The 21,464-nt window shown below is 43.0% G+C and carries 24 protein-coding genes and 1 pseudogene; 20 read left to right on the forward strand and 5 right to left on the reverse strand.

Annotated features, from left to right (window positions below; translation table 11 throughout):
* Positions 1–79 precede the first annotated feature (79 nt).
* The 3 genes and pseudogenes from ABOA58_RS05760 to ABOA58_RS05770 form a co-directional block, all read right to left on the reverse strand.
* Positions 80–526: a PaaI family thioesterase gene (locus tag ABOA58_RS05760; RefSeq protein ID WP_054397372.1), complete on the reverse strand. Its 447-nt coding sequence runs from the start codon at positions 524–526 to the stop codon at positions 80–82.
* Positions 527–540: 14 nt separating this feature from the next.
* Positions 541–2,084, reverse strand: a pseudogene (locus tag ABOA58_RS05765) (solute symporter family protein).
* Complete coding sequence (locus tag ABOA58_RS05770) at positions 2,081–2,434, reverse strand: DUF485 domain-containing protein (RefSeq protein ID WP_350301592.1); 354 nt, start codon at positions 2,432–2,434, stop codon at positions 2,081–2,083. Before ABOA58_RS05770 ends, ABOA58_RS05765 begins: the two are co-directional and overlap by 4 nt.
* Before the next feature lie 256 nt (positions 2,435–2,690).
* Between ABOA58_RS05770 and paaK the strand changes: the two genes are divergently transcribed.
* The 14 genes from paaK (at position 2,691) to paaX (ending at position 14,529) form a co-directional block, all read left to right on the forward strand.
* The gene (paaK, locus tag ABOA58_RS05775) at positions 2,691–4,019 is read left to right on the forward strand and encodes a phenylacetate--CoA ligase PaaK (RefSeq protein WP_350301593.1); all 1,329 of its coding nucleotides are present in this window, start codon (positions 2,691–2,693) and stop codon (positions 4,017–4,019) included.
* Between the two features lie 115 nt (positions 4,020–4,134).
* Complete coding sequence (locus ABOA58_RS05780) at positions 4,135–4,374, forward strand: ferredoxin (protein WP_133349024.1); 240 nt, start codon at positions 4,135–4,137, stop codon at positions 4,372–4,374.
* 129 nt (positions 4,375–4,503) lie between these two features.
* The gene (gene paaA / locus ABOA58_RS05785) at positions 4,504–5,460 is read left to right on the forward strand and encodes a 1,2-phenylacetyl-CoA epoxidase subunit PaaA (protein WP_350301594.1); all 957 of its coding nucleotides are present in this window, start codon (positions 4,504–4,506) and stop codon (positions 5,458–5,460) included.
* An 18-nt stretch (positions 5,461–5,478) separates the two neighbouring features.
* Positions 5,479–5,838 (forward strand): 1,2-phenylacetyl-CoA epoxidase subunit PaaB, encoded by a 360-nt coding sequence (gene paaB / locus ABOA58_RS05790; RefSeq protein WP_350301595.1) that lies wholly within the window; start codon positions 5,479–5,481, stop codon positions 5,836–5,838.
* Entirely contained in the window at positions 5,828–6,628 is an 801-nt protein-coding gene (gene paaC, locus ABOA58_RS05795; protein WP_350301596.1) for a 1,2-phenylacetyl-CoA epoxidase subunit PaaC, read from the forward strand. Before paaB ends, paaC begins: the two co-directional genes overlap by 11 nt.
* Positions 6,629–6,652: 24 nt before the next feature.
* Positions 6,653–7,150, forward strand: a complete 498-nt coding sequence (gene paaD / locus ABOA58_RS05800; protein ID WP_252280041.1) for a 1,2-phenylacetyl-CoA epoxidase subunit PaaD — start codon at positions 6,653–6,655, stop codon at positions 7,148–7,150.
* A 20-nt stretch (positions 7,151–7,170) separates the two neighbouring features.
* Complete coding sequence (locus ABOA58_RS05805; RefSeq protein WP_034314904.1) at positions 7,171–7,476, forward strand: EthD family reductase; 306 nt, start codon at positions 7,171–7,173, stop codon at positions 7,474–7,476.
* Positions 7,473–8,249, forward strand: a complete 777-nt coding sequence (locus ABOA58_RS05810; protein ID WP_350301597.1) for an enoyl-CoA hydratase/isomerase family protein — start codon at positions 7,473–7,475, stop codon at positions 8,247–8,249. The genes ABOA58_RS05805 and ABOA58_RS05810 overlap by 4 nt, the downstream gene beginning before the upstream one ends.
* A gap of 10 nt (positions 8,250–8,259) precedes the next feature.
* Positions 8,260–9,033: an enoyl-CoA hydratase-related protein gene (locus ABOA58_RS05815; protein WP_350301598.1), complete on the forward strand. Its 774-nt coding sequence runs from the start codon at positions 8,260–8,262 to the stop codon at positions 9,031–9,033.
* A gap of 23 nt (positions 9,034–9,056) precedes the next feature.
* Positions 9,057–10,574: an aldehyde dehydrogenase family protein gene (locus ABOA58_RS05820; RefSeq protein ID WP_230177277.1), complete on the forward strand. Its 1,518-nt coding sequence runs from the start codon at positions 9,057–9,059 to the stop codon at positions 10,572–10,574.
* A gap of 120 nt (positions 10,575–10,694) precedes the next feature.
* Positions 10,695–11,567, forward strand: coding sequence for a 3-hydroxyacyl-CoA dehydrogenase (locus ABOA58_RS05825; protein WP_230177278.1), 873 nt, complete (start codon positions 10,695–10,697; stop codon positions 11,565–11,567).
* A complete protein-coding gene (locus ABOA58_RS05830; protein WP_350301599.1) occupies positions 11,564–12,772 on the forward strand; it encodes an acetyl-CoA C-acyltransferase in 1,209 nt (402 codons plus the stop codon). Before ABOA58_RS05825 ends, ABOA58_RS05830 begins: the two co-directional genes overlap by 4 nt.
* Positions 12,773–12,785: 13 nt before the next feature.
* The gene (locus tag ABOA58_RS05835) at positions 12,786–13,562 is read left to right on the forward strand and encodes an enoyl-CoA hydratase-related protein (RefSeq protein ID WP_350301600.1); all 777 of its coding nucleotides are present in this window, start codon (positions 12,786–12,788) and stop codon (positions 13,560–13,562) included.
* An 85-nt stretch (positions 13,563–13,647) separates the two neighbouring features.
* Positions 13,648–14,529 carry a phenylacetic acid degradation operon negative regulatory protein PaaX gene (paaX, locus tag ABOA58_RS05840; RefSeq protein ID WP_350302802.1) on the forward strand — a complete coding sequence of 294 codons (882 nt, stop codon included), beginning with the start codon at positions 13,648–13,650 and terminating at the stop codon, positions 14,527–14,529.
* Positions 14,530–14,606: 77 nt separating this feature from the next.
* On the opposite strand, the gene ABOA58_RS05845 is transcribed toward paaX, so the two are convergent.
* Positions 14,607–15,119: a gamma carbonic anhydrase family protein gene (locus tag ABOA58_RS05845; RefSeq protein WP_350301601.1), complete on the reverse strand. Its 513-nt coding sequence runs from the start codon at positions 15,117–15,119 to the stop codon at positions 14,607–14,609.
* Between the two features lie 80 nt (positions 15,120–15,199).
* On the opposite strand from ABOA58_RS05845, the gene ABOA58_RS05850 reads away from it, so the two are divergent.
* Positions 15,200–16,165, forward strand: coding sequence for an NAD(P)H-dependent flavin oxidoreductase (locus tag ABOA58_RS05850; protein WP_350301602.1), 966 nt, complete (start codon positions 15,200–15,202; stop codon positions 16,163–16,165).
* A 137-nt stretch (positions 16,166–16,302) separates the two neighbouring features.
* On the opposite strand, the gene ABOA58_RS05855 is transcribed toward ABOA58_RS05850, so the two are convergent.
* Positions 16,303–16,446, reverse strand: a complete 144-nt coding sequence (locus tag ABOA58_RS05855) for a YjcZ family sporulation protein (protein WP_350301603.1) — start codon at positions 16,444–16,446, stop codon at positions 16,303–16,305.
* A gap of 216 nt (positions 16,447–16,662) precedes the next feature.
* On the opposite strand from ABOA58_RS05855, the gene ABOA58_RS05860 reads away from it, so the two are divergent.
* From ABOA58_RS05860 to ABOA58_RS05880, 5 genes are all read left to right on the forward strand, one after another.
* Positions 16,663–17,406: a metallophosphoesterase family protein gene (locus ABOA58_RS05860; RefSeq protein WP_350301604.1), complete on the forward strand. Its 744-nt coding sequence runs from the start codon at positions 16,663–16,665 to the stop codon at positions 17,404–17,406.
* A gap of 98 nt (positions 17,407–17,504) precedes the next feature.
* Positions 17,505–17,636 (forward strand): hypothetical protein, encoded by a 132-nt coding sequence (locus ABOA58_RS05865; protein WP_272492837.1) that lies wholly within the window; start codon positions 17,505–17,507, stop codon positions 17,634–17,636.
* Between the two features lie 207 nt (positions 17,637–17,843).
* On the forward strand, positions 17,844–18,767 hold the full coding sequence (locus ABOA58_RS05870; protein WP_350301605.1) for a cation diffusion facilitator family transporter: 924 nt from the start codon (positions 17,844–17,846) through the stop codon (positions 18,765–18,767).
* A 544-nt stretch (positions 18,768–19,311) separates the two neighbouring features.
* Positions 19,312–20,001, forward strand: a complete 690-nt coding sequence (locus tag ABOA58_RS05875; RefSeq protein WP_350301606.1) for a response regulator transcription factor — start codon at positions 19,312–19,314, stop codon at positions 19,999–20,001.
* Entirely contained in the window at positions 19,991–21,421 is a 1,431-nt protein-coding gene (locus ABOA58_RS05880; RefSeq protein ID WP_350302803.1) for a HAMP domain-containing sensor histidine kinase, read from the forward strand. The genes ABOA58_RS05875 and ABOA58_RS05880 overlap by 11 nt, the downstream gene beginning before the upstream one ends.
* The last annotated feature ends 43 nt before the right edge of the window (positions 21,422–21,464 follow it).

Consider the following 21,464-nt stretch of genomic DNA (forward strand, 5'->3'; position numbering starts at 1 on the left):
GCTCTGCGTATGTATCATGGGCAAATCAAGGGGAAAAGAAACCGGACAAGATGATTGCTTGTCCGGTTTCAAGCGTTACTTATTCAACTTGGTCGACGAAATATTGATTTTTCCTGTATACCATCGCTTCCATGGTTGCAATCAATTCCCTTTCATTTAACACGTCTATTTTATACCATGCCAGTTTATGGTTTTTCTTTATCTCTTCCGCTCTGGCAGTTAAAGTCTCACCCCGTTTGCCAGCTGATAAGAAGTTGATGTTGTTTGAAACGCCAACCGCAATTTTGCCATATGAATTGCTGGCTGCGGCGAACACGTAATCAGCAAGTGAAAAGATAATCGCACCGTGAACCGTTCCGTGGCTATTTAGCATGTGGTCACTTGGAATCAATTCTGCTTCCGCTGTCCCGGGACCGAGCTTCGTCAATCTCATCCCTAGAAAAGAAGCATATGGTTCGTCGGCCAGAACTTGTTTGATTTGATCATAATGCAATTCGTGAATATCCTGATCTAAATGTGTGGTCATGGAAATCCCCCTTCTTAATGGTCTTTTGCTGAACTTATCCCATATCCGGTGTTTGATTTGAACAGTACTTCAGCAAAACTGTTTTCCTCATCTTTTGCCTTTGACAAGATTGTGCCTAAATAAGCTCCAATAAAGCCGAGCGGCACGGTGAAAATGGTCGGGTTGCTCATCGTGAAGAGGGGATCGCCTGTGAAAATCCCCATTCCAGGTTCCATACATTGGGGCTGAGCATGACCAGTATGATGGAGCTGAGTAACCCGAATGACATTCCTGTGATCGCTCCGGTTGAGTTGAAGCGTTTCCAATATATTGTGCAAAGGATGATCGGTAAATTGGCACTGGCAGCAATTCCAAGCGCAAGGACTGAAAGAAAAGCGACATTCATTGATTGTCCGAATAAAGCAAGTAGAATCGAAATGACCGCTACGCCGACAGAAGCCAATCGGGCAACGAGTACTTGCTGTTTTTCCGTAATATTTCCATCCTTGATGATTTCACCGTATATATCATGTGCAAAAGCGGATGCCGACGTTAAAACAAGACCGGATACAACCGCTAAAATCGTGGCAAATGCTACAGCAGAAACGAATGCGAATAAAAATTCACCGCCCATGGTTAATGCAAGAAGGGGTGCGGCCATATTTCCAGCAGGGTTTGCTTCGACGATCCGATCAAACCCGACGAAAGATGCAGCGCCGAAACCAAGGAAAATAGTCATGATGAAAAATATCCCTATAAACCATGTGGAATATACGACGGACTTCCTTGCAGTAGCTGCGTCCTTTACTGTAAAGAAGCGGACGAGTAAATGCGGAAGGCCGGCTGCCCCAAGGACAAGCGACATATTAAATGAAATCATGTCGAGTCCATCGGTGTATTTATTTCCTGGATTCAAAAATTCCTTTCCAAGCGGTGTTGCAGTTTTGACATGATGGAACATCTCCGAAATGTTGAAATTAAAACGCGAAAATACGATGAACGTCAACACAGCAGAACCGCCTAGTAAGAGAACCGCTTTGGTGATCTGCACCCAGCTTGTCGCTGTCATCCCGCCGAAAATTACATAAATCGTCATCAGTACACCGACAAGCAAAACGGATAGCCAATAATCGATGCCGAGCAGCAGTTTAATTAAACCTCCTGCACCGACAAGTTGTGCAATCATGTAAAAGATTGAAATGACAAGTGTGTTAGCCGCAGCTATCCCACGGACTTTTTTTGATTTGAAGCGTGCTGAAATCATGTCTGCCAGCGTAAACTTACCTAGATTGCGAAGTGGTTCCGACACAAGATACAATAAGACAAGAAAGGCAACAAGGTTCCCGATGCTCATGTAAAAGCCATCGAAACCAATCAGTGCGATTGCACCCGTAATTCCCAGGAAAGAAGCGGCTGACATAAAGTCACCTGCTACGGCCAGTCCGTTTTGCCATGCTGTCAATCCGCCGCCGGCAGTATAAAAATCACTGGCATTTTTCGTCTTCTTAGAAGAGTAATAGGTTATTGTAAGCGTTAACAAAATGATTCCTAAAAAAAGCGTAAGGGATAACATGCTCATTTGCCAAGCTCCTCCTGATATTTATTCAAAATGTTTTTAGCCATTGTGTCATATTTCGCCGATTTTTTTATATATACAATTCCCCCGATCCAAACGACAGCAAATTGGAGTAGTGCGTATACCCATGCCCAAGTTATATTGAAAAAAGCTTCACCTTTCAATACATCCGTATAAGCAGCTAAAATTGGCAGAATAAAATAAAAAGCAAGAAAGAATAGAGTAACAGGTACAATGAAAGCTTTTTTCTTTTGAAGTAAATCCTTGAACTCATCTGTTTCAATTAATTGACGATACTTAGTTTCGTTGTCATGATTTTCTGCTAAATGACCCATTTTAATCGGTTGTTCCATAATAAGCCCCCTTTTTAATTATAGTACGATTTTAAAACGAGTAACTAAAAATATGATATACCATTATTAAATTAACATAGTCAGAAAATTATGTAAATTAAAAAAGTTTTGTGAAATTATACAAAACATGATTGACATCGTTAAAATGACGTATTAATCTTAAAATGAAGCATAACAATAAATTCAAATTCCGTTTTAATATCGTTATGAATGAGAAGTCGGATGGAACACTAGCTAATTTGAGGGGGCTGAAACAATGTACAATCCTGAAGTTGAAACGGCAAGCCGCGCTGAGATGGAAAGTCTTCAAACGGCACGACTAAAAAAAACGATTAGCCATGTATACGAAAATGTACCTTATTACAGAGAAAAGTTTGAAGAAATGGGCATTGATCCAGAGGATATTCAAACTTTAAGCGATGTGTCAAAGCTTCCATTTACAAAAAAACAGACTCTTCGTGACCAGTATCCGTTCGGTTTATTTGCCGTTCCAATGGAAGAGGTAACACGCATTCATGGTTCATCCGGAACAAGCGGGAAGCCTACCATTGTCGGGTATACGAAAAATGATTTGGAAAACTGGGCAACGATCGTCGCACGTGGAATCGTGGCTGCAGGAGGACGCAAGTCAGATATATTCCATAACGCATATGGATATGGTCTGTTTACAGGTGGACTGGGCCTCCATTGCGGTGCAGAAAAGTTAGGGGTTGCCACAGTTCCTATTTCAGGGGGGAATACCGATCGCCAGATTACGATCATCAATGATTTTAAACCGCGTGGGATTTGTGGAACCCCTTCTTATATATTGAATATTGCAGAAAAGATGGAAGAGATGGGGCTTGACCCAGCCAACAATGGGCTTGAGTATGGGATTTTCGGAGCTGAGCCGTGGTCAGAGGAAATGAGGGCTACCCTAGAGAAGAAACTTAATTTGAAAGCAGTCGATATTTATGGCTTAAGTGAAATCATGGGGCCAGGAGTTGCAATAGAATGCCATGAAGCACAGGATGGACTGCATATCGCAGAAGACCATTTCCTTGTTGAAGTCATTAATCCGGATACACTTGAACCGGTTGAGGACGGCGAGGATGGGGAACTTGTCTTTACAAGCCTTACAAAGGAAGCGCTTCCAATCATTCGTTATCGTACAGGCGATATTGCCTCCATTACCCATGAACCATGTAAATGCGGACGCACCACAACAAGAATGTCCCGTGTTAAAGGAAGAACGGATGATATGATCATAGTCAGGGGAGTGAATGTATTTCCATCTGAAATTGAGCGTGTGTTATTCCAAATGGAGGGTATTGTTCCTCATTACCAGATTCACCTCGTTAAGAAGGGGAATATGGATAGTGTTGAACTGCATATAGAAATTGAAAGCGGTTTCTACAAAGAGATTGAAGAAGACTTAGCGCATATAAAAGTAGAGAAATTAAAGAAAACGATTCAACATCATATGAAATCCACATGTCTTGTAACGATGGATATTGTTGTTAACATTCCAAAAGGCATTCCGCGTTCAGAAGGAAAAGCCATTCGTGTCGTGGATAAACGGAATGATGAAATCATTAGCGTATGAATGGGGCAGTGGGTAAAAGGGTGTATGAATAAGAAAACTGCAGTGGACGTTACGATAATTGGACGGTAGGGAAAGCAGAAAGAATTAATGAAATTGAGATAAGGAGGAAGGCATCATGGCTAAATATGCAATTGTGGATCAAGAAACTTGCATTGCTTGCGGTGCATGCGGTGCCGCTGCGCCGGAAATCTTTGATTACAATGATGAGGGAGTCGCATTCGTCATCCTGGATGAAAATGAAGGCACCGCAGAAGTCGAAGAAGATTTATTTGATGACTTGGATGATGCACTGGAGGGCTGCCCAACAGAGTCCATCAAGGTGGAATCGTCGCCGTTTAACGTATTAGTTGAATAAAAGTCTGGTCCAATTCCGATAATTTCCTTTTATTCAGTAAAAAGACAGAATAGTGTTGCATTTAATATAACAATAAAATATAATAACGTTATATAAACGTTATATATTATCGAATAAGAGGTGTTTTGGATGAACGTTCTTTTAAATGATATGGCAGAACAAGAAAAGCTAAATCAATTTATTGCCAGAATCGAGGCTGGAGAAAAGATAGAAGCGGATGATTGGATGCCTGAAGATTACCGAGGCACCCTCATCAAATTAATTTCAATGCATGGCATAAGTGAAATCATGGGGGCGCTTCCAGAAAAGGAATGGGTACCTAAAGCTCCGACCTTAAATAGAAAACTTGGAATCATGGCAAAGGTGCAGGATGAAATGGGGCATGGACAATTACTGCTTCGAGTCGCGGAGGATTTGCTAAAGCCTTATAACAAAAAACGGGATGACCTTATGCAAGATTTATTTAAAGGAGATTTAAAGTTTCATAATGTTTTCCATATGGAAGCAAAAACTTGGGGAGATGCAGGATTGATTGGCTGGTTGGTTGATGGGGCAGCGATCATTTCCCAAACGAACATGCTTGGCGCTTCATACGGACCTTATGCCCGTGCGCTGCAAAGGATTTGCGCGGAAGAAGTTTTTCACGCTCAGCATGGTGAAGCAATCATCATGGCTTTGGCTGAAGGAACGGAAGAACAAAGGAAATTGGTTCAAGACTCCATTAATTATTGGTGGGAATCCTTGTTACTCTTCTTTGGACCTCCGAGTAAGAAAGAAGTGGGCTCATCCAAACAGGATATAACGATTAAGTACAGAATCAGAACAAGTACCAATGAAGAGCTTCGCCAAGCTTTCTTTTCTAAATATGTTAAGCGGATTCTTTCACTCGGCTATACCATTCCCGATGAAACACTTCGATTTGATAAAGAATCGGAAACCTGGATTTACCAACAACCCGACTGGGGGAAATTGAAGGTGTACGCAAGAAATGAAGGGCCCCGTTCACAGGATCGCTTAAGTCTTCGAAGAATTTCTTATGAAAATAATAAATGGGTGCGCGAAGCATTAGCGCCGAAAGTCATCTAAGGGAGGGGGAAGGACTATATGGAAACTAGACAAAAAACTTACTTTGAAGAATTTGAAGTATTTAGCCGAAAAACACAAACCTCACCCGTTCAATATCATTTTAGCCTGTTGGCCCCGAATGAGGATATCGCCATCATGATGGCACAAGAAAATTTCATGAGACGTGAAGCTGTAGATGATATCTGGGTTGTCAAAAGACAGAATATACGGAAAATGACGGCCGAGGAAAAGAAAACGCTTCAACGTATCGATAATAAAGACTACAGGACCACAAAAGGATACGGGTATTTAAAGAAAAAATGGCGGAAGTATGAGCAGGGAATGCTCGATGAAAAAGAGATAATGTCTTGGGCTGGAGGTGTGAAAAATGAAGAATGAATCATTGAAGGACATCGCAATCAAGGAATTGCTGCTTCAACTGGCTGACGATGACTTCATCCATTCATACCGTGGTGCAGAATGGTTGGGACTCGCACCGCATATCGAAGAAGATGTTGCATCCGCTTCGATATCTCAAGACACGATGGGGCATGCAGCCATATATTATAAATTACTTGAAGAACTCGGTGAAGGGGATGCTGATAAGCTGGCTCACGACCGTCCCGCCAAGGAACGGCGCAATGCGATCATTCTCGAATTGGTCAATGGTCCTGGCTACTACATGAAAGACCCGGATTATGATTGGGCGTTTGCGGTAGTGCGGAATTATTTTTATACCCAAGCCAAAGCGATTAAGGTTCAATCCCTTCATTCATGTTCATATGAACCGCTTGCTGAAGTGGCCCAAAAGGTACAGATGGAACTTTACTATCATTTGATGCACTGGAAAACATGGTTCGTCCAATTGCTGGGATCTGGTCACTTGGAAGCGGTTTCGAGAATGAAAGCGGCGATCGGGAAAACAATGCCCGATTTTGCTGGCGTATTTTCACTTGGACAATATGGAGAGGAAATGGTTGAGCTCGGCTTGATAGAGGGCGAAGCTGTCTTACAGAAAAAATGGATCGAGGCCATCACACCAATTTTTGAAAGTGTCGGCTTGGCATCAACGATTCAAATAGGGATGGCAAGAGGTGATGGTCGTAATGGCCAGCATACGGAAGATTTGGAAAAGGCACTAGAAACGCTAAGTGAAGTATACGCAAGCGATAAAGCAGCTTCATGGTGAATCAATAGAAAGGGGAGGGGTACCATGGCGACCGTACAGTTAAACACAGAAGAAATATATAAGCTCCTGGAAGACGTTAAAGATCCCGAAATCGATACAGTAAGTATTCTGGATTTAGGGATGGTTGAAGACGTGACGGTTTCGGGCCAGGATGTTTCGGTAAAAATGCTGCCAACTTTTCTTGGGTGCCCGGCATTGTCGATCATTCAAAAAAATGTGGAAACAGCCCTTCGACAGCTGCCTGCCGTAAAAAATGTAAGTGTGGAATTTTTACGTTCCCCTTCATGGACATCCGATCGAATTACGGAAAAGGGGAAAGCTGGATTGAAGGTTTTCGGAATCTCCCCTCCTCCTCGACAAATGAAAAGTGATGGATCATGGCATGTGGATTGCCCATATTGTGAATCGACATATGTCACGATGGAAAATATCTTCGGTCCAACGGCCTGCCGCAGCATTTTATATTGTAAGGCATGCAAAAATCCGTTCGAAGCGATGAAACCAATGATAAAAATAATCTAATAAAATGGAGGTTCTATAAAATGGTAAAGTTAATCGCCCTATACAAACAACCTGAAAACAAGGAAGAGTTCGATGAGCACTATTTCAATGTACATGGTCCGATAACGGAAAAAATTCCTGGACTTCAAAAAATGGAGGTCACTAAAATTGTAGGGACCCCAATGGGCAAAGACTCTGAGTATTACATCCTTTGTGAAATGTATTATGAAGACCATGATGCATTGCAACAAGGAATGCGTTCCCCGGAAGGAAAGGCATCAGGGAAAGACCTAATGGGCTTTGCCGGGAAACTTGTAACGATGATGATCGGCGAAGAAATAAAATGAATGCGCTTCAATTCATTGAAACGTCAATCGCGGATGGCATTGGTTATATCACTTTAAATCGGCCGAAGCAACTGAATGCCCTTAACAGGAAAATGGTGAGGGAAATAGTTTTAACCATGGAAGAGTTCGACCGGGACCCGCAAGTGAAGGTGATCTTGCTATCGGGCAATGGAAAAGCATTTTCCGCTGGAGCTGATATTGACGAGATGGTGAACGATGATCCAATCAGTATGGAGTTAACGAACCAATTTGCCGATTGGGACCGAATAAGCCTGGTCAAGAAGCCTGTGATTGGTGCGGTGAAAAGTTTTGTATTCGGCGGTGGTTTTGAACTTGCTTTATCCTGTGATTTCCTGATTGCCGCCAGCGATACCCAGTTTTCCTTCCCGGAAGTGACACTAGGGGTCATGCCTGGTGCGGGAGGAACCCAAAGGTTGACGAAATTGGTGGGCAAGACAAAGGCACTTGAATGGATGTTGACGGCTGAAAGGATAAAGGCAAAGACAGCTCTACAATATGGTTTCATTAATAAGATCGTGGCACCTGAATTGTTAATGGAAGAAACGGTTGATTTTTCCAGGAAGATAGCAAAGCAACCCCCGTTAGCTGTAAGGCTGATTAAAGAATCCGTCAATAAAGCCGTTGATTACCCCTTATATGAGGGCATGCAATTTGAACGGAAGAACTTCTATATTCTTTTTGCATCAGAGGACCAAAAAGAAGGAATGAAAGCATTTGTAGAAAAAAGAGAGCCGGATTTTACAGGCGGATAAGGGGTGCTCTATGTACGAAACCATCAAATATAGGGTTGAAAATGGAGTGGCATGGCTTACTTTGAACCGTCCTGATAAACTTAATGCCTTTACGTCCCAAATGAATAAGGAAATACAGAAAGCGATAAAAATATCTGCGGGGTCAGATGAAGTGCGGGCCATTATCATTACTGGGGAAGGCAGGGCCTTTTGTTCGGGGCAGGATTTATCGGATGTTGATGAGGGCTTGAATTTAGGCCAGAAGCTGCGCGAAGACTACGGTCCGATGATGCAGCAAATAGCAAACTGTGAAAAACCGATCATTGCAGCAGTCAATGGAGTGGCTGCAGGTGCTGGCTTCAGTCTGGCGCTGGCATGCGATTTCCGGCTTGTTTCTGAAAAAGCCAGTTTTTTAAATGCTTTTGTCAATATCGGGTTGATTCCTGATTCGGGGAATCTGTATTACCTTTCGCGGATCGTTGGTCATGCGAAAGCCTTGGAATTATCTTTATTGGGGGAAAAGGTTACGGCTAGCGAGGCGAAAAATATCGGACTCGCTACAAAAGTGATAGTTTTGGAGGAATGGAACGAGGAATTGAAAGCCTTTGCAGAGAATATCGCAAACAAACCAACGAAAGCGATCGGTTTAATCAAAAGATACTTAGAGGCGTCCTATCACCTTTCATTGGAAGAATACTTAAAAGAAGAAGCGGAGGGTCAGCGAATTGCTGGCTTAACGAAGGATTATGCAGAAGGTGTGGCAGCATTCACCGAAAAAAGGAAAGCTCAATTCATAGGCAAGTAATATAGAAAAGGGAGTGGGATTACATGGTTAGAGTACAAGAGGCAGCATTTGAAAAAGCGGAAATGAAGCGTGATTATTATCATCTGATCATTAATGGAGAAAGAGTGGAAAGCTCGGATGGTTCCACGATTGATGCGTATAATCCTGCAACTGGTGAAATCATTGCCAAGGTTGCAAAGGCGACCAAGGAAGATGCAGAAAAGGCTGTTCAAGCTGCACGTGAAGCATTTGATAACGGGAAATGGAAGAGGACTCCGATTAACAAACGGTCTCGTGTTTTGAACAAAATTGCAGCGATCATGCGTTCACGCTTTAATGAATTGGTAGAATTGGAGGTCCTGAACAGCGGCAAATCCATCTCTGCAGCGCAAGGCCAAGTCATGCAGGCAATTGAAGATTTCGAGTTTTATGCAGGCGCTTTAGTTGCACACCGCGGATCTGTCAATAATGTTCCTGGTCAATTCCATAACTATACGGAAAAAGAGCCAGTAGGTGTTTGTGCTCAAATCATCCCTTGGAATTACCCTATGATGATGGCAGCGTGGAAAATTGCACCTGCAATTGCAGTCGGCTGTTCGGTCATTGTTAAACCAGCTTCGTTAACGCCGCTGACTGCCATTGTATTAGGGGAAATCTGTTTAGAAGCTGGTGTTCCTTCCGGCGTGGTCAATATCATTCCAGGACCTGGATCTGACGTAGGGAATTACCTTGTCGAACATCCGAAAGTGAATAAGGTGGCCTTCACGGGTTCTACGCCAATCGGCAGGGATCTCATGGGCAAAGCTTCACAGACATTAAAAAGGGTGACATTGGAGCTTGGCGGTAAGTCCCCTAATATTGTTTTTGAGGATGCAGACCTTGAAGCGGCTATCGATGGATCATTATATGGCATTTTCTACAATACTGGGCAGTCTTGCGAAGCTAGATCCCGTTTATACGTTCACGAAGACATATATGATGAGTTCGTTGCCAGATTCGTAGAAAAAACGAAAAAATTGAAATTGGGCAATCCGCTCGATAAAGAAACACACGTCGGTGCAGTCATAGATCAAGGGCAATTGGATGTCATCGACAATTATGTACAATCTGCCATTACTGATGGAGCGAAAATCCTCACAGGAGGAAAGCCAGCGGTCATCGAAGGTTTCGAAAACGGTTATTGGTATGAGCCGACGGTCATAGCGAATGTCAATCATGATATGGATGTTGTGAAAGAGGAAATATTCGGGCCGGTCGTTGTCATAATGAAATTCAAAGATGAAAAAGAAGCCGTGAGACTCGCGAATGATACGGAATTCGGTTTAGGTTCAGCCCTCTGGACAAAAGACGGCGGGCGTGCGACTAGAGTGGCCAATCAAATAGAAGCGGGAATCGTCATGGTGAATTGCCCATTCTCCGCATTTCCTGGAACACCTTTCGGAGGGTATAAGCAATCAGGATTCGGCAGGGAACTTTGTATTGAGACACTTGATCTTTATACAGAAACGAAAAGCATCATTTCCTATCATGGAAGCCGTCCCTTAAATCCCTTTGGAATTTAATAAAACATAAAATAGGCGGCTGGCTGAACGGTATGTCGGAAAAGTAATTCAAGTATGAATGAATGCTGATCTGATTCATCCGCAGCCAGCTCTATTTATTTTTGAAGGAGGAATGAACGAATGATTAGAAATCTAGTGATTGTCGGATCTGGTGTCATGGGCAGGGGAATAGCTTATGTAGGAGCAACAGGAGGCTTTAATGTAGTACTGGTGGATGTGAATCAGGATGCTTTGGAAAGTGCAAGAAACGAGATAGATGCCATATTCGAGAAGGGTGTGCGCTACCAAAAAATCACCCAGGAAGAAGCGGCAGCTGCAAAAAGCAGATTTTCCTATTCTTCCAATTTGAAAGAATCAGCAGCATATGCCGACTTGATCATAGAGGCAGTTCCGGAAAAGGCGGAAATAAAGAGGGCAGTCTTCGAAACGATTGAAGTCCATGCAAAAGAAGACTGTTATTTTGCAACCAATACGTCCACGATGAGCCCGACGGAAATTGGTTCTTATGGAAAACGTCCCGAAAAAACGATTGCCATGCATTTTTTCAATCCTGTACAAAAGATGCCGCTCGTTGAAATTGTACGTGGTCTTGAAACCAGCGATGAAACGGCCGCCGTAATAAAAGAGGTAGCCGGAAAAATGGGAAAAGAAACAGTGGTCATAAATGAATTCCCTGGGTTTGTTACCAGCAGGATCAGCTGTTTGGTAGGAAATGAAGCGTTCTTTATGCTTCAAGAAGGTTTAGGCACACCAGAGGAAATCGATAAGGCAATAAAGTTAGGGTTGAATTACCCAATGGGACCATTTGAGCTAGGTGATTTGGTGGGACTGGATGCCCGTTTGAATAATTTAAAATACTTACATAGTAAGCTTGGTGAGAAATACCGCCCGGCTCCCCTCCTTGAACAGTATGTTAAAGCTGGCAGGCTCGGCCGTAAGTCAGGTAAAGGTGTGTACGATTATACAAAAGACGGCGAGCTGGTGAGGAAATGAAGGATGTTGTGATCATTGATGCTGTGAGAACACCAATCGGAAGATATAAAGGCGCTTTGAAAAGCGTTAGACCGGATGACCTCGGTGCAATTGTAATCAAGGCGCTGACCGATCGCAATCCAGAGCTGCCGCCTGATCAAATTGAGGATGTCATTTTCGGGAATGCAAATCAAGCTGGGGAGGATAATCGCGATGTGGCCCGGATGTCCGCCCTTTTAGCTGGTCTTCCGGTAAATGTAGGTGGAACGACAATAAATCGTTTATGTGGCTCCGGATTGGATGCCGTCATGTACGCTGCACGCTCCATTGCAGTTGGTGAAGGCGATATTTATATCGCAGGCGGTACTGAAAGCATGACAAGGGCGCCGTACGTCATGGCCAAACCTGAGAGTGAATTTCCGCGGGGTTCAATGGAGCTTCAGGATACAACGATTGGATGGCGTTTCACGAATGAGAAACTTAAAGAAATGTATGGTGCGGATTCCATGCCTCAAACGGCTGAAAACGTCGCCCTGCGTTTTTCGGTTTCAAGGGAGGACCAAGATCAATTCGCGTATCAAAGCCAGCAAAGAGCGAAAAAAGCAGTGGAAAATGAGCGTTTCATTAATGAAATCGTACCTGTTCGATATACAGATCGTAAAGGGAATGAGGTCATTATCGAGAAGGATGAACACCCTCGTCCTGACACGACCATCGAAAAGTTGGAAAAACTCAAACCAATCTTTAAAGGCGGCACTGTAACGGCCGGTAATGCTTCAGGTGTAAATGATGGAGCCTCGGCATTACTTTTGATGAGTGCAGAAAAAGCACGGGAGCTTGGATTGAAGCCACTGGCCAAATATGTTGTAGGGGCGGTAGCGGGTTTGGAACCGTCCATTATGGGCCTTGGTCCGATCCATGCCACTAAAAAGGCATTGGAGAGGGCAAGCTTGGCGATTGAAGACATCGGGCTAGTGGAATTGAATGAAGCATTCGCTTCCCAATCCTTGGAGTGCATCCGCCAGTTGAAATTGGATCAGGGGAAAGTGAATGTCAACGGCGGAGCAATAGCGTTTGGCCATCCGCTCGGTGCAAGCGGGGCGCGTATTTTAACAACACTTGTCCACGAAATGAAAAAGCGGAAAGTACGCTATGGTCTTGCGACGATGTGTGTAGGCGTTGGCCAAGGCATATCCGCCATTATAGAAAATATCGAAACAAATTAAGGGGAGGAGACTCATGTCCAAGGTTATTTATGAAGTGATAAATCAAATCGGTTATATAACAGTGAATCGGCCCGACGTATTGAACTGCTTCGACTATGAGACACTTTGTGAACTTCAGGAAGTCATCGATGCAGTTTTTTATGACGGCGATATCCGTGTCGTCATTTTCACCGGTGCTGGGGAAAAAGCATTCAGCGCGGGAGCGGATTTGAAAGAAAGAAAGTCTTTGAATGATGCGGAAGTAAGAAGGAACGTTAAGGCGATTCGTGATGTTTTTAATAGTATCGCAGGGCTTCCGCAGCCAACCATAGCTGCCGTCAATGGATATGCATTGGGGGGAGGATTTGAATGGCTGCTTTCATGTGACTTTGCAATTGCTGCCGAAGGTGTTTCTTTGGGGCTCACTGAAACTAGCTGGGCCATTATTCCTGGGGCAGGCGGTACACAGCGGCTGCCGAGATTGATTGGAGAAATGAAAGCGAAGGAATTGATCTTCACCGCTAAAAAATTGACTGCAGAAGAGGCATATCAATTAGGGATCCTTTTGAAGGTCGTGCCAAGGGATCAACTAATGTCAGCTTGTGGAGAATTGGCAGCCAATATCATGAAAAACGGGCCGATTGCAGTCAAACAAGCCAAATATGCGATTGACCAAGGAATGAATACGGACTTGCAAACCGGAATGGCCATAGAAGGAAAAGCCTATGAATTGACCATCCCGACTCAAGACAGATCGGAAGCGCTCCTGGCATTTAGTGAACGGAGAAAAGCACGATTTACTGGTGAATAATATTGCGCTTTCATTTAAAAAAGATATAATAATTATTATGTCTTCCGTGTGAAAATAGTAACAATGTCAGGACGAGGTGAGAAAGATAGGTACTAATACACAATCCATGATTTTTACGATATACGGCGATTATATCCGTAACTATGGAAGTAAAATCTGGATAGGCAGTTTAATTCGTTTGTTAAAGGAATTCGGCCATAATGAGCAGGGCGTTCGTGTAGCCGTTTCACGAATGGTCAAGCAAGGTTGGATTCAATCAGAGAAGCAGGGAAATAAAAGCTATTACTTTTTGACTGATCGCGGTGTGCAGAGAATGGATGAAGCGGCCAACCGCATATATAAGATGAAACCGAATGAATGGGACGGTAAATGGCGTATCTTAATGTACACGATCCCTGAAGATAAGCGGCAATTACGGGATGATCTCCGTAAAGAATTATTATGGAGCGGGTTTGGCAGCTTTTCAAGTGGTTGCTGGATTTCCCCTAATGATTTGGAGAAACAAATCAATCGCTTGATCGAGAAATATGACATAGATGAATATGTTGATTTTTTCATTTCGGAGTACAAAGGTCCAAAGGAAAATCAATCGCTTGTCGAGAAGAGCTGGCATTTAGAAGAGATTGAAAGTAAATATGAAGAATTCATCGAGAAATACAGCAAACAATTCATCGTTCATCAAAGCATCATTAGCAGGGGCGAAATGTCCGATGCTGATTGTTTTGTGGAACGAACGAATTTGGTGCATGAATACCGTAAATTTTTATTTATCGATCCGGGCCTGCCAAAGGAACTTCTGCCTTCAAAGTGGAATGGGAATCATGCTGCTCTTTTATTTAGCCAGTATTATCAAGTCTTGGCTGAACCAGCAAGCCGTTTCTTTGAAAGCGTATTTCAGGAAAACAATGATTTATGCCGGAAAGACGAAACCTATAATGCCAAGGACCATCCACTGATCATTAAGTGAAAAAGAGCCTCGGCCAGTCGCTAATGACGACTTGCCGAGGCTCTTTTCACATTATCATTTTCGACTCTTGCTTTTACTTAATCAAGTATCCCTTTGAAGTCTTTTCCTTTTTGAACATATGTATCGATTGAAAGTTGGATCAATTCAAGATCTTTATCATTCAATCTGCGAACCACTTTCCCCGGGGAACCAATAACCAGTGAACGTGGGGGGATGATTTTGCCAGAGGAAATCAATGTGTTCGCTCCGACGATGCATTCTTCGCCGATCTCTACATTATCCAATATCGTTGATCCCATACCGATAATGGAGCGTTTGCCTATTTTACAGCCATGCAGGATGACATTGTGACCAACCGTCACTTCGTCTTCAATGACAACTGGGCATCCTTCAAATAAATGAATGGTTGAATTATCTTGAATACTGCATTTTTCTCCTATTGTAATTGAATCTTCATCACCGCGCAGTACGGAATTAAACCAAATGGTCGAGTCTTTCCCGATCGAAACATCACCGATTAAATGAGCGCCGGGTGCCACGAAAACAGTATCATCAATGGATGGTTTTTTATTATTGTACAGAATAATCATAGTCTCGCTCCTTTTTGAAAAGTCAGAATTGTTTTTCTAATGAATATAGTATAACATTAAATTGACAGGGAGGGATGAAAGTGAAATATATTTGTGAACTTTTTGCGATAAAATATCCCATTATACAAGGCGGCATGGGGAATATAAGCAATGCAAGTCTTGCGGCTGCAGTATCCAATGCAGGAGGACTTGGGACAATAGGGTGCGGTACCATGAATCCTGAACAGGTGGAAGCCATCATTCTCGAAACCAAAGATAAAACCAATAACAATTTCGCGTTGAACATTCCAATAAATGTTAGTCCATATACAGATGAGTTAGTGAATCTTGTCCTGAAGCATGAAATACCTGTAGTTTCCTTATCTGCAGGAAATCCTGCCCCTTTCATTCCGCTATTGCAAAAAAAGAATATAAAAGTGATTGCCATCGTTGCGTCGGTCAAGCACGCGCAAAAAGCGCAAGCTGCAGGGGCTGATGTGTTGGTCGCAGAAGGGTTTGAAGCGGCCGGGATCAATTCGAACCTGGAAATGACGACCTTTACACTCATTCCGCAAATCAGCAAGCATGTGACGCTCCCGGTTTTGGCAGCTGGCGGAATAGGCAATGGACGGGGTTTGGCAGCGGCATTGATGCTGGGGGCTTCAGGAGTCCAATTGGGAACCAGGCTGATCGCTACACAAGAGGCACCGTTCCATCCGTCATATAAACAGAAACTGATCGAAGCTATGGGCAATGATACGGTAATTTTGGGCAGAACGTTTGGCCAGGTCAGAAGGGTATTGAAGGACCCATATACCGAGAAAGTCCTGGATTTGGAAAAACAGGGGCTGTCTCCTGTGAATTATCGTGAAATGACCTCTGAGGTCCATCATATTAATGGCGCGATGAACGGGGATGTTAACAATGGTTTTATGAACAGCGGCCAGGTTGCCGGATTGATTGACGATATACCCACGGTAAAAGAATTACTTGATGGCATGATGAAAGATGCAAAAAAACAAATGGAAGATGGATTGAGGAGGCTCTCTGCCCCTTTTATGATTTGAGAGCGGGGTACCGATATTCATTTCTAATGGATTATATGTAATAAGGAAAATTCTATGGAATACAAAGACAAAAACTAATAGTTAATTCATAACAAAGAAGGCGCCATGATCAGGCGCCTTTTTGATTTATGTCATTATTAGCAGCATCCACCGAAGCCGCCGCCGAATCCCCAACTGCATCCAATGATGATCAACAAGATGAATAATACGATCAGCAATGCGAATCCGTTATCGAAACCGCCGTGGCTGCCTCCACAACATTCGTTACCATTTCCACCCATTTGATTTCCTCCTCATACATATTATGAATTACATACCTAGCAAAACATCTTTACCGGGAATACTTCATACTATGTATTCTAGGCCGAAGTGTTTGCTTATTCATAAAAAATGGGCGTAGGCAAAATCAAGGGAATAAGCCCGAATATTTTTTTGATTTTGTTTTAAATGTTATAATATACCATGTGGATTGTGGGGGAAGGGAGCTGAACTAACTCATGAAAGTTGCCATTATAACGGATGTGCATGGTAATGCTTCAGCGTTGAAAGCCGTTCTTAGGGATATTGATCAAAGGGAAGATATAGATCGTCTCTATTGTTTGGGAGATATGGTCGGGATTGGCCCGGAAACTAATGAAGTCCTTGAACTTTTATTTTCAAGAAATGATTTATCGATGATAACTGGAAATCATGATGAAGCTGTCCTGGCCATCGTTAACGGGGAGCCTCATCCGGACGGTCATATTCATGTTAAGGAGCATCATGAATGGATAGCTGAAAGGATGCATTGGAAATTCATAAATGAATTGGAAAAATTGCCTCGAACCATACATCATATCATTAATGATCACTCCGTTTACTTCACCCATTATCACATGGAATCGAAGAAATTGGATGAGCACATAAGCCAAAATCCATTTAGTAAAATCGTTGAACCGAGTTTAAATAACTTAGAAACGCTTTTCAAAGATCAGCATCACGATTTAATAGGATTTGGACATCATCATCCTATCCACCTTTTTAAAAATGACCGAACGATATTCCTGAACCCTGGTTCTCTTGGCTGTAATGGTGAACCAGTTGCTCCTTATGCGATTGTTGCGATTGAAAATACCGGTATTCAGGTAAAGCTTGAAAAAGTCGCCTATGATAATACATCGTTCCTGTCATCGTATCAAAGCTTACAAGTCCCAGAGCATGAATTCATTATACGTGCCTTCCATGGCGGCCAGCAGGTCTAGGACGTTTAAAAAAGATGAAGTATGGGGAAATGTTGAGCATAAAGGTACATGCCTGTGGATACGATAATAGGCAAACTCAACGAAGGTGGAGGTAGGTCATGAAGGAAAAGGAACAGGTGGTAAACCAAGAGCAGGAAGAGATGGAACGGCACAGTTTTGTCTGTAATGATGAATTGTTCAATAAGGATCTGTACGCCATTGTCGATGATACGATGCAAGAGGAAGGATAAACGGGAAAACGCTGCAGGTAATGTCTGTAGCGTTTATTTTTACGTTGAAATGGCTGAAGCCAGAATTTTGGATTTCCGTAAAAGATCACGTCCTCCTGATTCCATCACTCGTTTTACAGCCAGTGAATCCCGGAAGTGAATCATTTGAAACCATTCTGGATTTATCCCATACTATATATAAGTTTCAAATCCGAGAGGAGGGATGGCATGGGACATCATCATGGTCACTCCCATGATCATGGGCACGGACACCACCATTCTAATAATAAAAAAGCCTTGCTGGCATCTTTCTTATTAATCTCCACATTCATGATCGTCGAGGTCATTGGCGGATTCTTGACAAATAGTCTGGCTTTACTGTCAGATGCAGGTCACATGCTTAGCGATGCTGCAGCTTTAGGGCTTAGTTATACAGCGATAAGGTTGGGGGAAAGGAAAGCGACATCGTCCAAATCGTTTGGATATAAACGGTTTGAAATCATTGCTGCTTGTTTGAATGGATTGACCTTGATCGTCATATCCGTATTCATTTTCGTAGAGGCAATTAAGAGGTTCCTGGATCCCCCTGAGGTGCAAAGCTTGGGAATGCTAATGATTTCAATCATCGGCTTACTTGTTAATATCATTGCGGCCTGGATTTTAATGAGCGGAGATAAGGAAGACAATCTGAATATACGGAGTGCTTTTTTACATGTTATTGGTGATATGCTTGGATCTGTGGGTGCCATTGCGGCCGCACTTTTGATTTACTTTTTCGATTGGGGAATTGCAGATCCGATTGCGAGCGTCATAGTCGCGATTTTAATCATTATAAGCGGTTTTAGGGTAGTGAGGGATTCTTTCCATATCTTGATGGAGGGCACACCAGACCAAGTCGATATGGATGAAGTGAAAGCATCCTTGATGGAATTGGATGGTGTATCCGATGTACATGATCTCCATATCTGGACGATCACCTCTGGCTTTTTGACAATGAGCTGCCATGTTGTCATAGATGAGAGCGGTAATCACGATTCAGTTTTAGCAGAAGCGCAAAAACTACTTCATGATCAGTTTGGGATTGAACATAGCACGATCCAAGTGGAAAGACAGGAAGCGGGCTGTCCGAATCCACACGAGACATGTAATTGAAAAGGGCTGGCTCAGTTTAGAGCCAGCCTCAGACTGTAGACAAACTCAATGTAGAACAAGTTAGTCTCAATTTTATTTAGGTTTATAAAACCTGGAACGTCGATTTCCACTCCAGGCACTCGCTTTCCGCGGGCGGTCCGGGAGCCTCCTCGGAGCTTTTGCGCCTGTGGGGTCTCCCCTTGACGCGCTTTTCCCGCAGGAGTCTCGCACCTTCCGTTCCAATCAACTCTGTTTTGAAATTTAGATAAAAACCCTTTTGTCTACAAACTCGGGCTGGCTCAGTTTAGAGCCAGCCTCTTAAGAGTGTATAAGGGGATCATAGTTTTTTTCTGGATGATTTTTACGACCATGCAGAAGCATTCCTGTTAAAATGAATCGAGATCACTTACACAACAAGGTTACTATGTGAAAACATCGGTTAATTTTACTGCGAACATAATCCTGACACATAAAAATGGTAGGATTGAGGGAAAATGCTTGGTCTTTTTAATAGTTAGCATATATAAAATGATTCCACTATAATTCAGGAAGGAGGAATCCGTCAATGAAGAAAATTCTTGTCGTAGAAGATGAAATCGCCATATCGATGGTATTGAAAGCATATTTGGAGCGGGAAGGTTTTGATGTAGTCCAAGTTTACGATGGGCTAAAGGCCATTCCGGTGTTTGAAGAAACGAAGCCAGACCTTGTCCTGCTTGATGTCATGCTGCCTGGTAAGGAAGGCTGGGATATACTGAAGGAAATTCGGGAGGACGATACATGTCCGGTTATCATGTTGACTGCACTGACAGATGTCGATTACAGATTATCGGGATTTAAGTCAGGTGCGGATGATTACATCTCCAAACCCTTTGTTGCCGAAGAAGTCGTGGCCCGGGTGCATGCCGTTTTAAGAAGATCATCATCGGTTGTTACGGAAGATGGTCATGTACATCAATTTGGAAGTTTAACCATCGATGATCTGTCTTATATGGTTCATTTAAATGGGGAAGAGATAAACTTGACGCCGCGTGATTTGTCGCTGCTCGTTTTTTTCGCTAAGCACCCTAATCAAATTTTCACGAGAGAACAGCTGCTTGACCAAGTGTGGGGCATAGATTATGACGGCAGTGACCGTGCGGTGGACCTGGCGATCAAACGAATCAGGAAGGCGATAGATGCATGGCCTGTAACTGAGGGGGAAATAAAAACATTGCGTGGATTGGGGTATCAATTGAGTGTCTATGAAAACTAAAAAAAGAACCACTTTACAACGCTATTGGACAAAGAGGTACGTATTGACCTTGATTTCCGGTTTGATATTATTGTCTGTTTTTTCCTTATGGTGGATGGAAAAAACGGCTTTGGAATATAGGCTCAGCCTTCTTAAATACTTAGCTGATGAAACATCCGATCGCGCGATTAAGGAAAATGGCCAGATTGTCGTTGGCCCGATCCTTTCGGAAATTGTTGAGGAAAGGGAGAAAATCCTCCATCTGAACCAACAGCCAATCATCTATATCGTCGATCCCGATGCCACCATCATATATACGATGCCACAATTGTATATCGATCCGGATGAAAATAAACTCCCGGACGTCATCATGAAAAATACGGAGTTAGTCCAGAAGGTCAAGATTTCCGACAACAAAGTATATGTTGTCAAATCCCCCATTACGTTTAACGATGAGACGAGAGGCTGGGTGGTCATTGCCCAGGAAGAAGGGGCATTGAAGGAAATCAACCAAGATCATGGCTTGTTGGCGATCATGATTGGAGGACTTCTGATTCTGGGAACGGGAGTCATTTATTTTCTTTCCAGGCAGATTTCGCGCCCCATCCAAGACGTAGCTAACGCCGCTGTCCAGGTTCGTGAAGGCAACTATGATATCCATTTCAAAGAGGAAGAGGAAATCAAGGAAGAAGAAATTTATGAACTGATAGAATCATTTAAGGAAATGACCAATCGATTGAAGGTCATGGAGAAGCTGCGGGCGGAATTGCTTGCAGGCGTAACCCATGATTTGAAAACGCCAGTCACTTCCATTAGCGGACTGATACAAGCGGTTAAGGATGATGTCGTTAAGGGAGAGCAAAGTAAGGAATTCCTCGATATTTCCTTAAAGGAAACTCAGCGTTTACAAGGTATGATAGAGGATTTACTCAATTATAATGCCATATCGGCAGGCGCTTTTAAAATCCGGGTGCAAAAAGAGAATATCAATATATTCATCAAGGAAATCGCCTATCGCTGGCAGGTGACCCAGGATGATGATCAAGCGTTCGCTTTTGAGATAAAAGTTCCTGATGAACCGGTCTTTGGTCAAATTGATTCATTGCGGATGCAGCAAATCGTCATTAACCTTTTGAATAATGCCAGACATGCACTTGACGGCAAAGGGAAAATAGCGATTCACCTTTATGAAAAGGATGAAGAACGGATCTGCATTGATGTACTTGACAGCGGGCGAGGGATTCCGAAACATGAACAGCAATATGTGTTCGAACCATTTTATCGAGGTGAAAACAAAAAGCTGAAGGTACGTGGGTTAGGTTTGGGACTGCCATTCAGTAAGATGCTCGCAAAAGCGCAAAAGGGAGATCTTGTGCTTAAGGATAGCGATGAACAAGGCACCACCTTCACGATTATCATAGAGAAAGCGGATAAGATATAAAAAAGGGTTGTCCGATGTAATGGACAACCCTCTTATTATGCAG

Source organism: Peribacillus frigoritolerans (genome assembly GCF_040250305.1).
In the GTDB taxonomy this organism is placed as follows: Bacteria; Bacillota; Bacilli; order Bacillales; family DSM-1321; genus Peribacillus.

What these genes read in the sequence shown, in the direction of transcription:
- paaD (WP_252280041.1), top strand. Translation starts at nt 6,653, where the DNA reads ATGGCGACCGTACAGTTAAACACAGAAGAAATATATAAGCTCCTGGAA.
- paaC (WP_350301596.1), top strand. Translation starts at nt 5,828, where the DNA reads ATGAAGAATGAATCATTGAAGGACATCGCAATCAAGGAATTGCTGCTT.
- ABOA58_RS05845 (WP_350301601.1), bottom strand. Translation starts at nt 15,119, where the DNA reads ATGATTATTCTGTACAATAATAAAAAACCATCCATTGATGATACTGTT.
- paaB (WP_350301595.1), top strand. Translation starts at nt 5,479, where the DNA reads ATGGAAACTAGACAAAAAACTTACTTTGAAGAATTTGAAGTATTTAGC.
- ABOA58_RS05770 (WP_350301592.1), bottom strand. Translation starts at nt 2,434, where the DNA reads ATGGAACAACCGATTAAAATGGGTCATTTAGCAGAAAATCATGACAAC.
- ABOA58_RS05805 (WP_034314904.1), top strand. Translation starts at nt 7,171, where the DNA reads ATGGTAAAGTTAATCGCCCTATACAAACAACCTGAAAACAAGGAAGAG.
- ABOA58_RS05835 (WP_350301600.1), top strand. Translation starts at nt 12,786, where the DNA reads ATGTCCAAGGTTATTTATGAAGTGATAAATCAAATCGGTTATATAACA.
- ABOA58_RS05780 (WP_133349024.1), top strand. Translation starts at nt 4,135, where the DNA reads ATGGCTAAATATGCAATTGTGGATCAAGAAACTTGCATTGCTTGCGGT.
- ABOA58_RS05760 (WP_054397372.1), bottom strand. Translation starts at nt 526, where the DNA reads ATGACCACACATTTAGATCAGGATATTCACGAATTGCATTATGATCAA.
- ABOA58_RS05880 (WP_350302803.1), top strand. Translation starts at nt 19,991, where the DNA reads ATGAAAACTAAAAAAAGAACCACTTTACAACGCTATTGGACAAAGAGG.
- paaA (WP_350301594.1), top strand. Translation starts at nt 4,504, where the DNA reads ATGAACGTTCTTTTAAATGATATGGCAGAACAAGAAAAGCTAAATCAA.
- ABOA58_RS05855 (WP_350301603.1), bottom strand. Translation starts at nt 16,446, where the DNA reads ATGGGTGGAAATGGTAACGAATGTTGTGGAGGCAGCCACGGCGGTTTC.
- paaK (WP_350301593.1), top strand. Translation starts at nt 2,691, where the DNA reads ATGTACAATCCTGAAGTTGAAACGGCAAGCCGCGCTGAGATGGAAAGT.
- ABOA58_RS05825 (WP_230177278.1), top strand. Translation starts at nt 10,695, where the DNA reads ATGATTAGAAATCTAGTGATTGTCGGATCTGGTGTCATGGGCAGGGGA.
- ABOA58_RS05870 (WP_350301605.1), top strand. Translation starts at nt 17,844, where the DNA reads ATGGGACATCATCATGGTCACTCCCATGATCATGGGCACGGACACCAC.
- ABOA58_RS05815 (WP_350301598.1), top strand. Translation starts at nt 8,260, where the DNA reads ATGTACGAAACCATCAAATATAGGGTTGAAAATGGAGTGGCATGGCTT.
- ABOA58_RS05865 (WP_272492837.1), top strand. Translation starts at nt 17,505, where the DNA reads ATGAAGGAAAAGGAACAGGTGGTAAACCAAGAGCAGGAAGAGATGGAA.
- ABOA58_RS05820 (WP_230177277.1), top strand. Translation starts at nt 9,057, where the DNA reads ATGGTTAGAGTACAAGAGGCAGCATTTGAAAAAGCGGAAATGAAGCGT.
- ABOA58_RS05875 (WP_350301606.1), top strand. Translation starts at nt 19,312, where the DNA reads ATGAAGAAAATTCTTGTCGTAGAAGATGAAATCGCCATATCGATGGTA.
- ABOA58_RS05860 (WP_350301604.1), top strand. Translation starts at nt 16,663, where the DNA reads ATGAAAGTTGCCATTATAACGGATGTGCATGGTAATGCTTCAGCGTTG.
- ABOA58_RS05830 (WP_350301599.1), top strand. Translation starts at nt 11,564, where the DNA reads ATGAAGGATGTTGTGATCATTGATGCTGTGAGAACACCAATCGGAAGA.
- ABOA58_RS05810 (WP_350301597.1), top strand. Translation starts at nt 7,473, where the DNA reads ATGAATGCGCTTCAATTCATTGAAACGTCAATCGCGGATGGCATTGGT.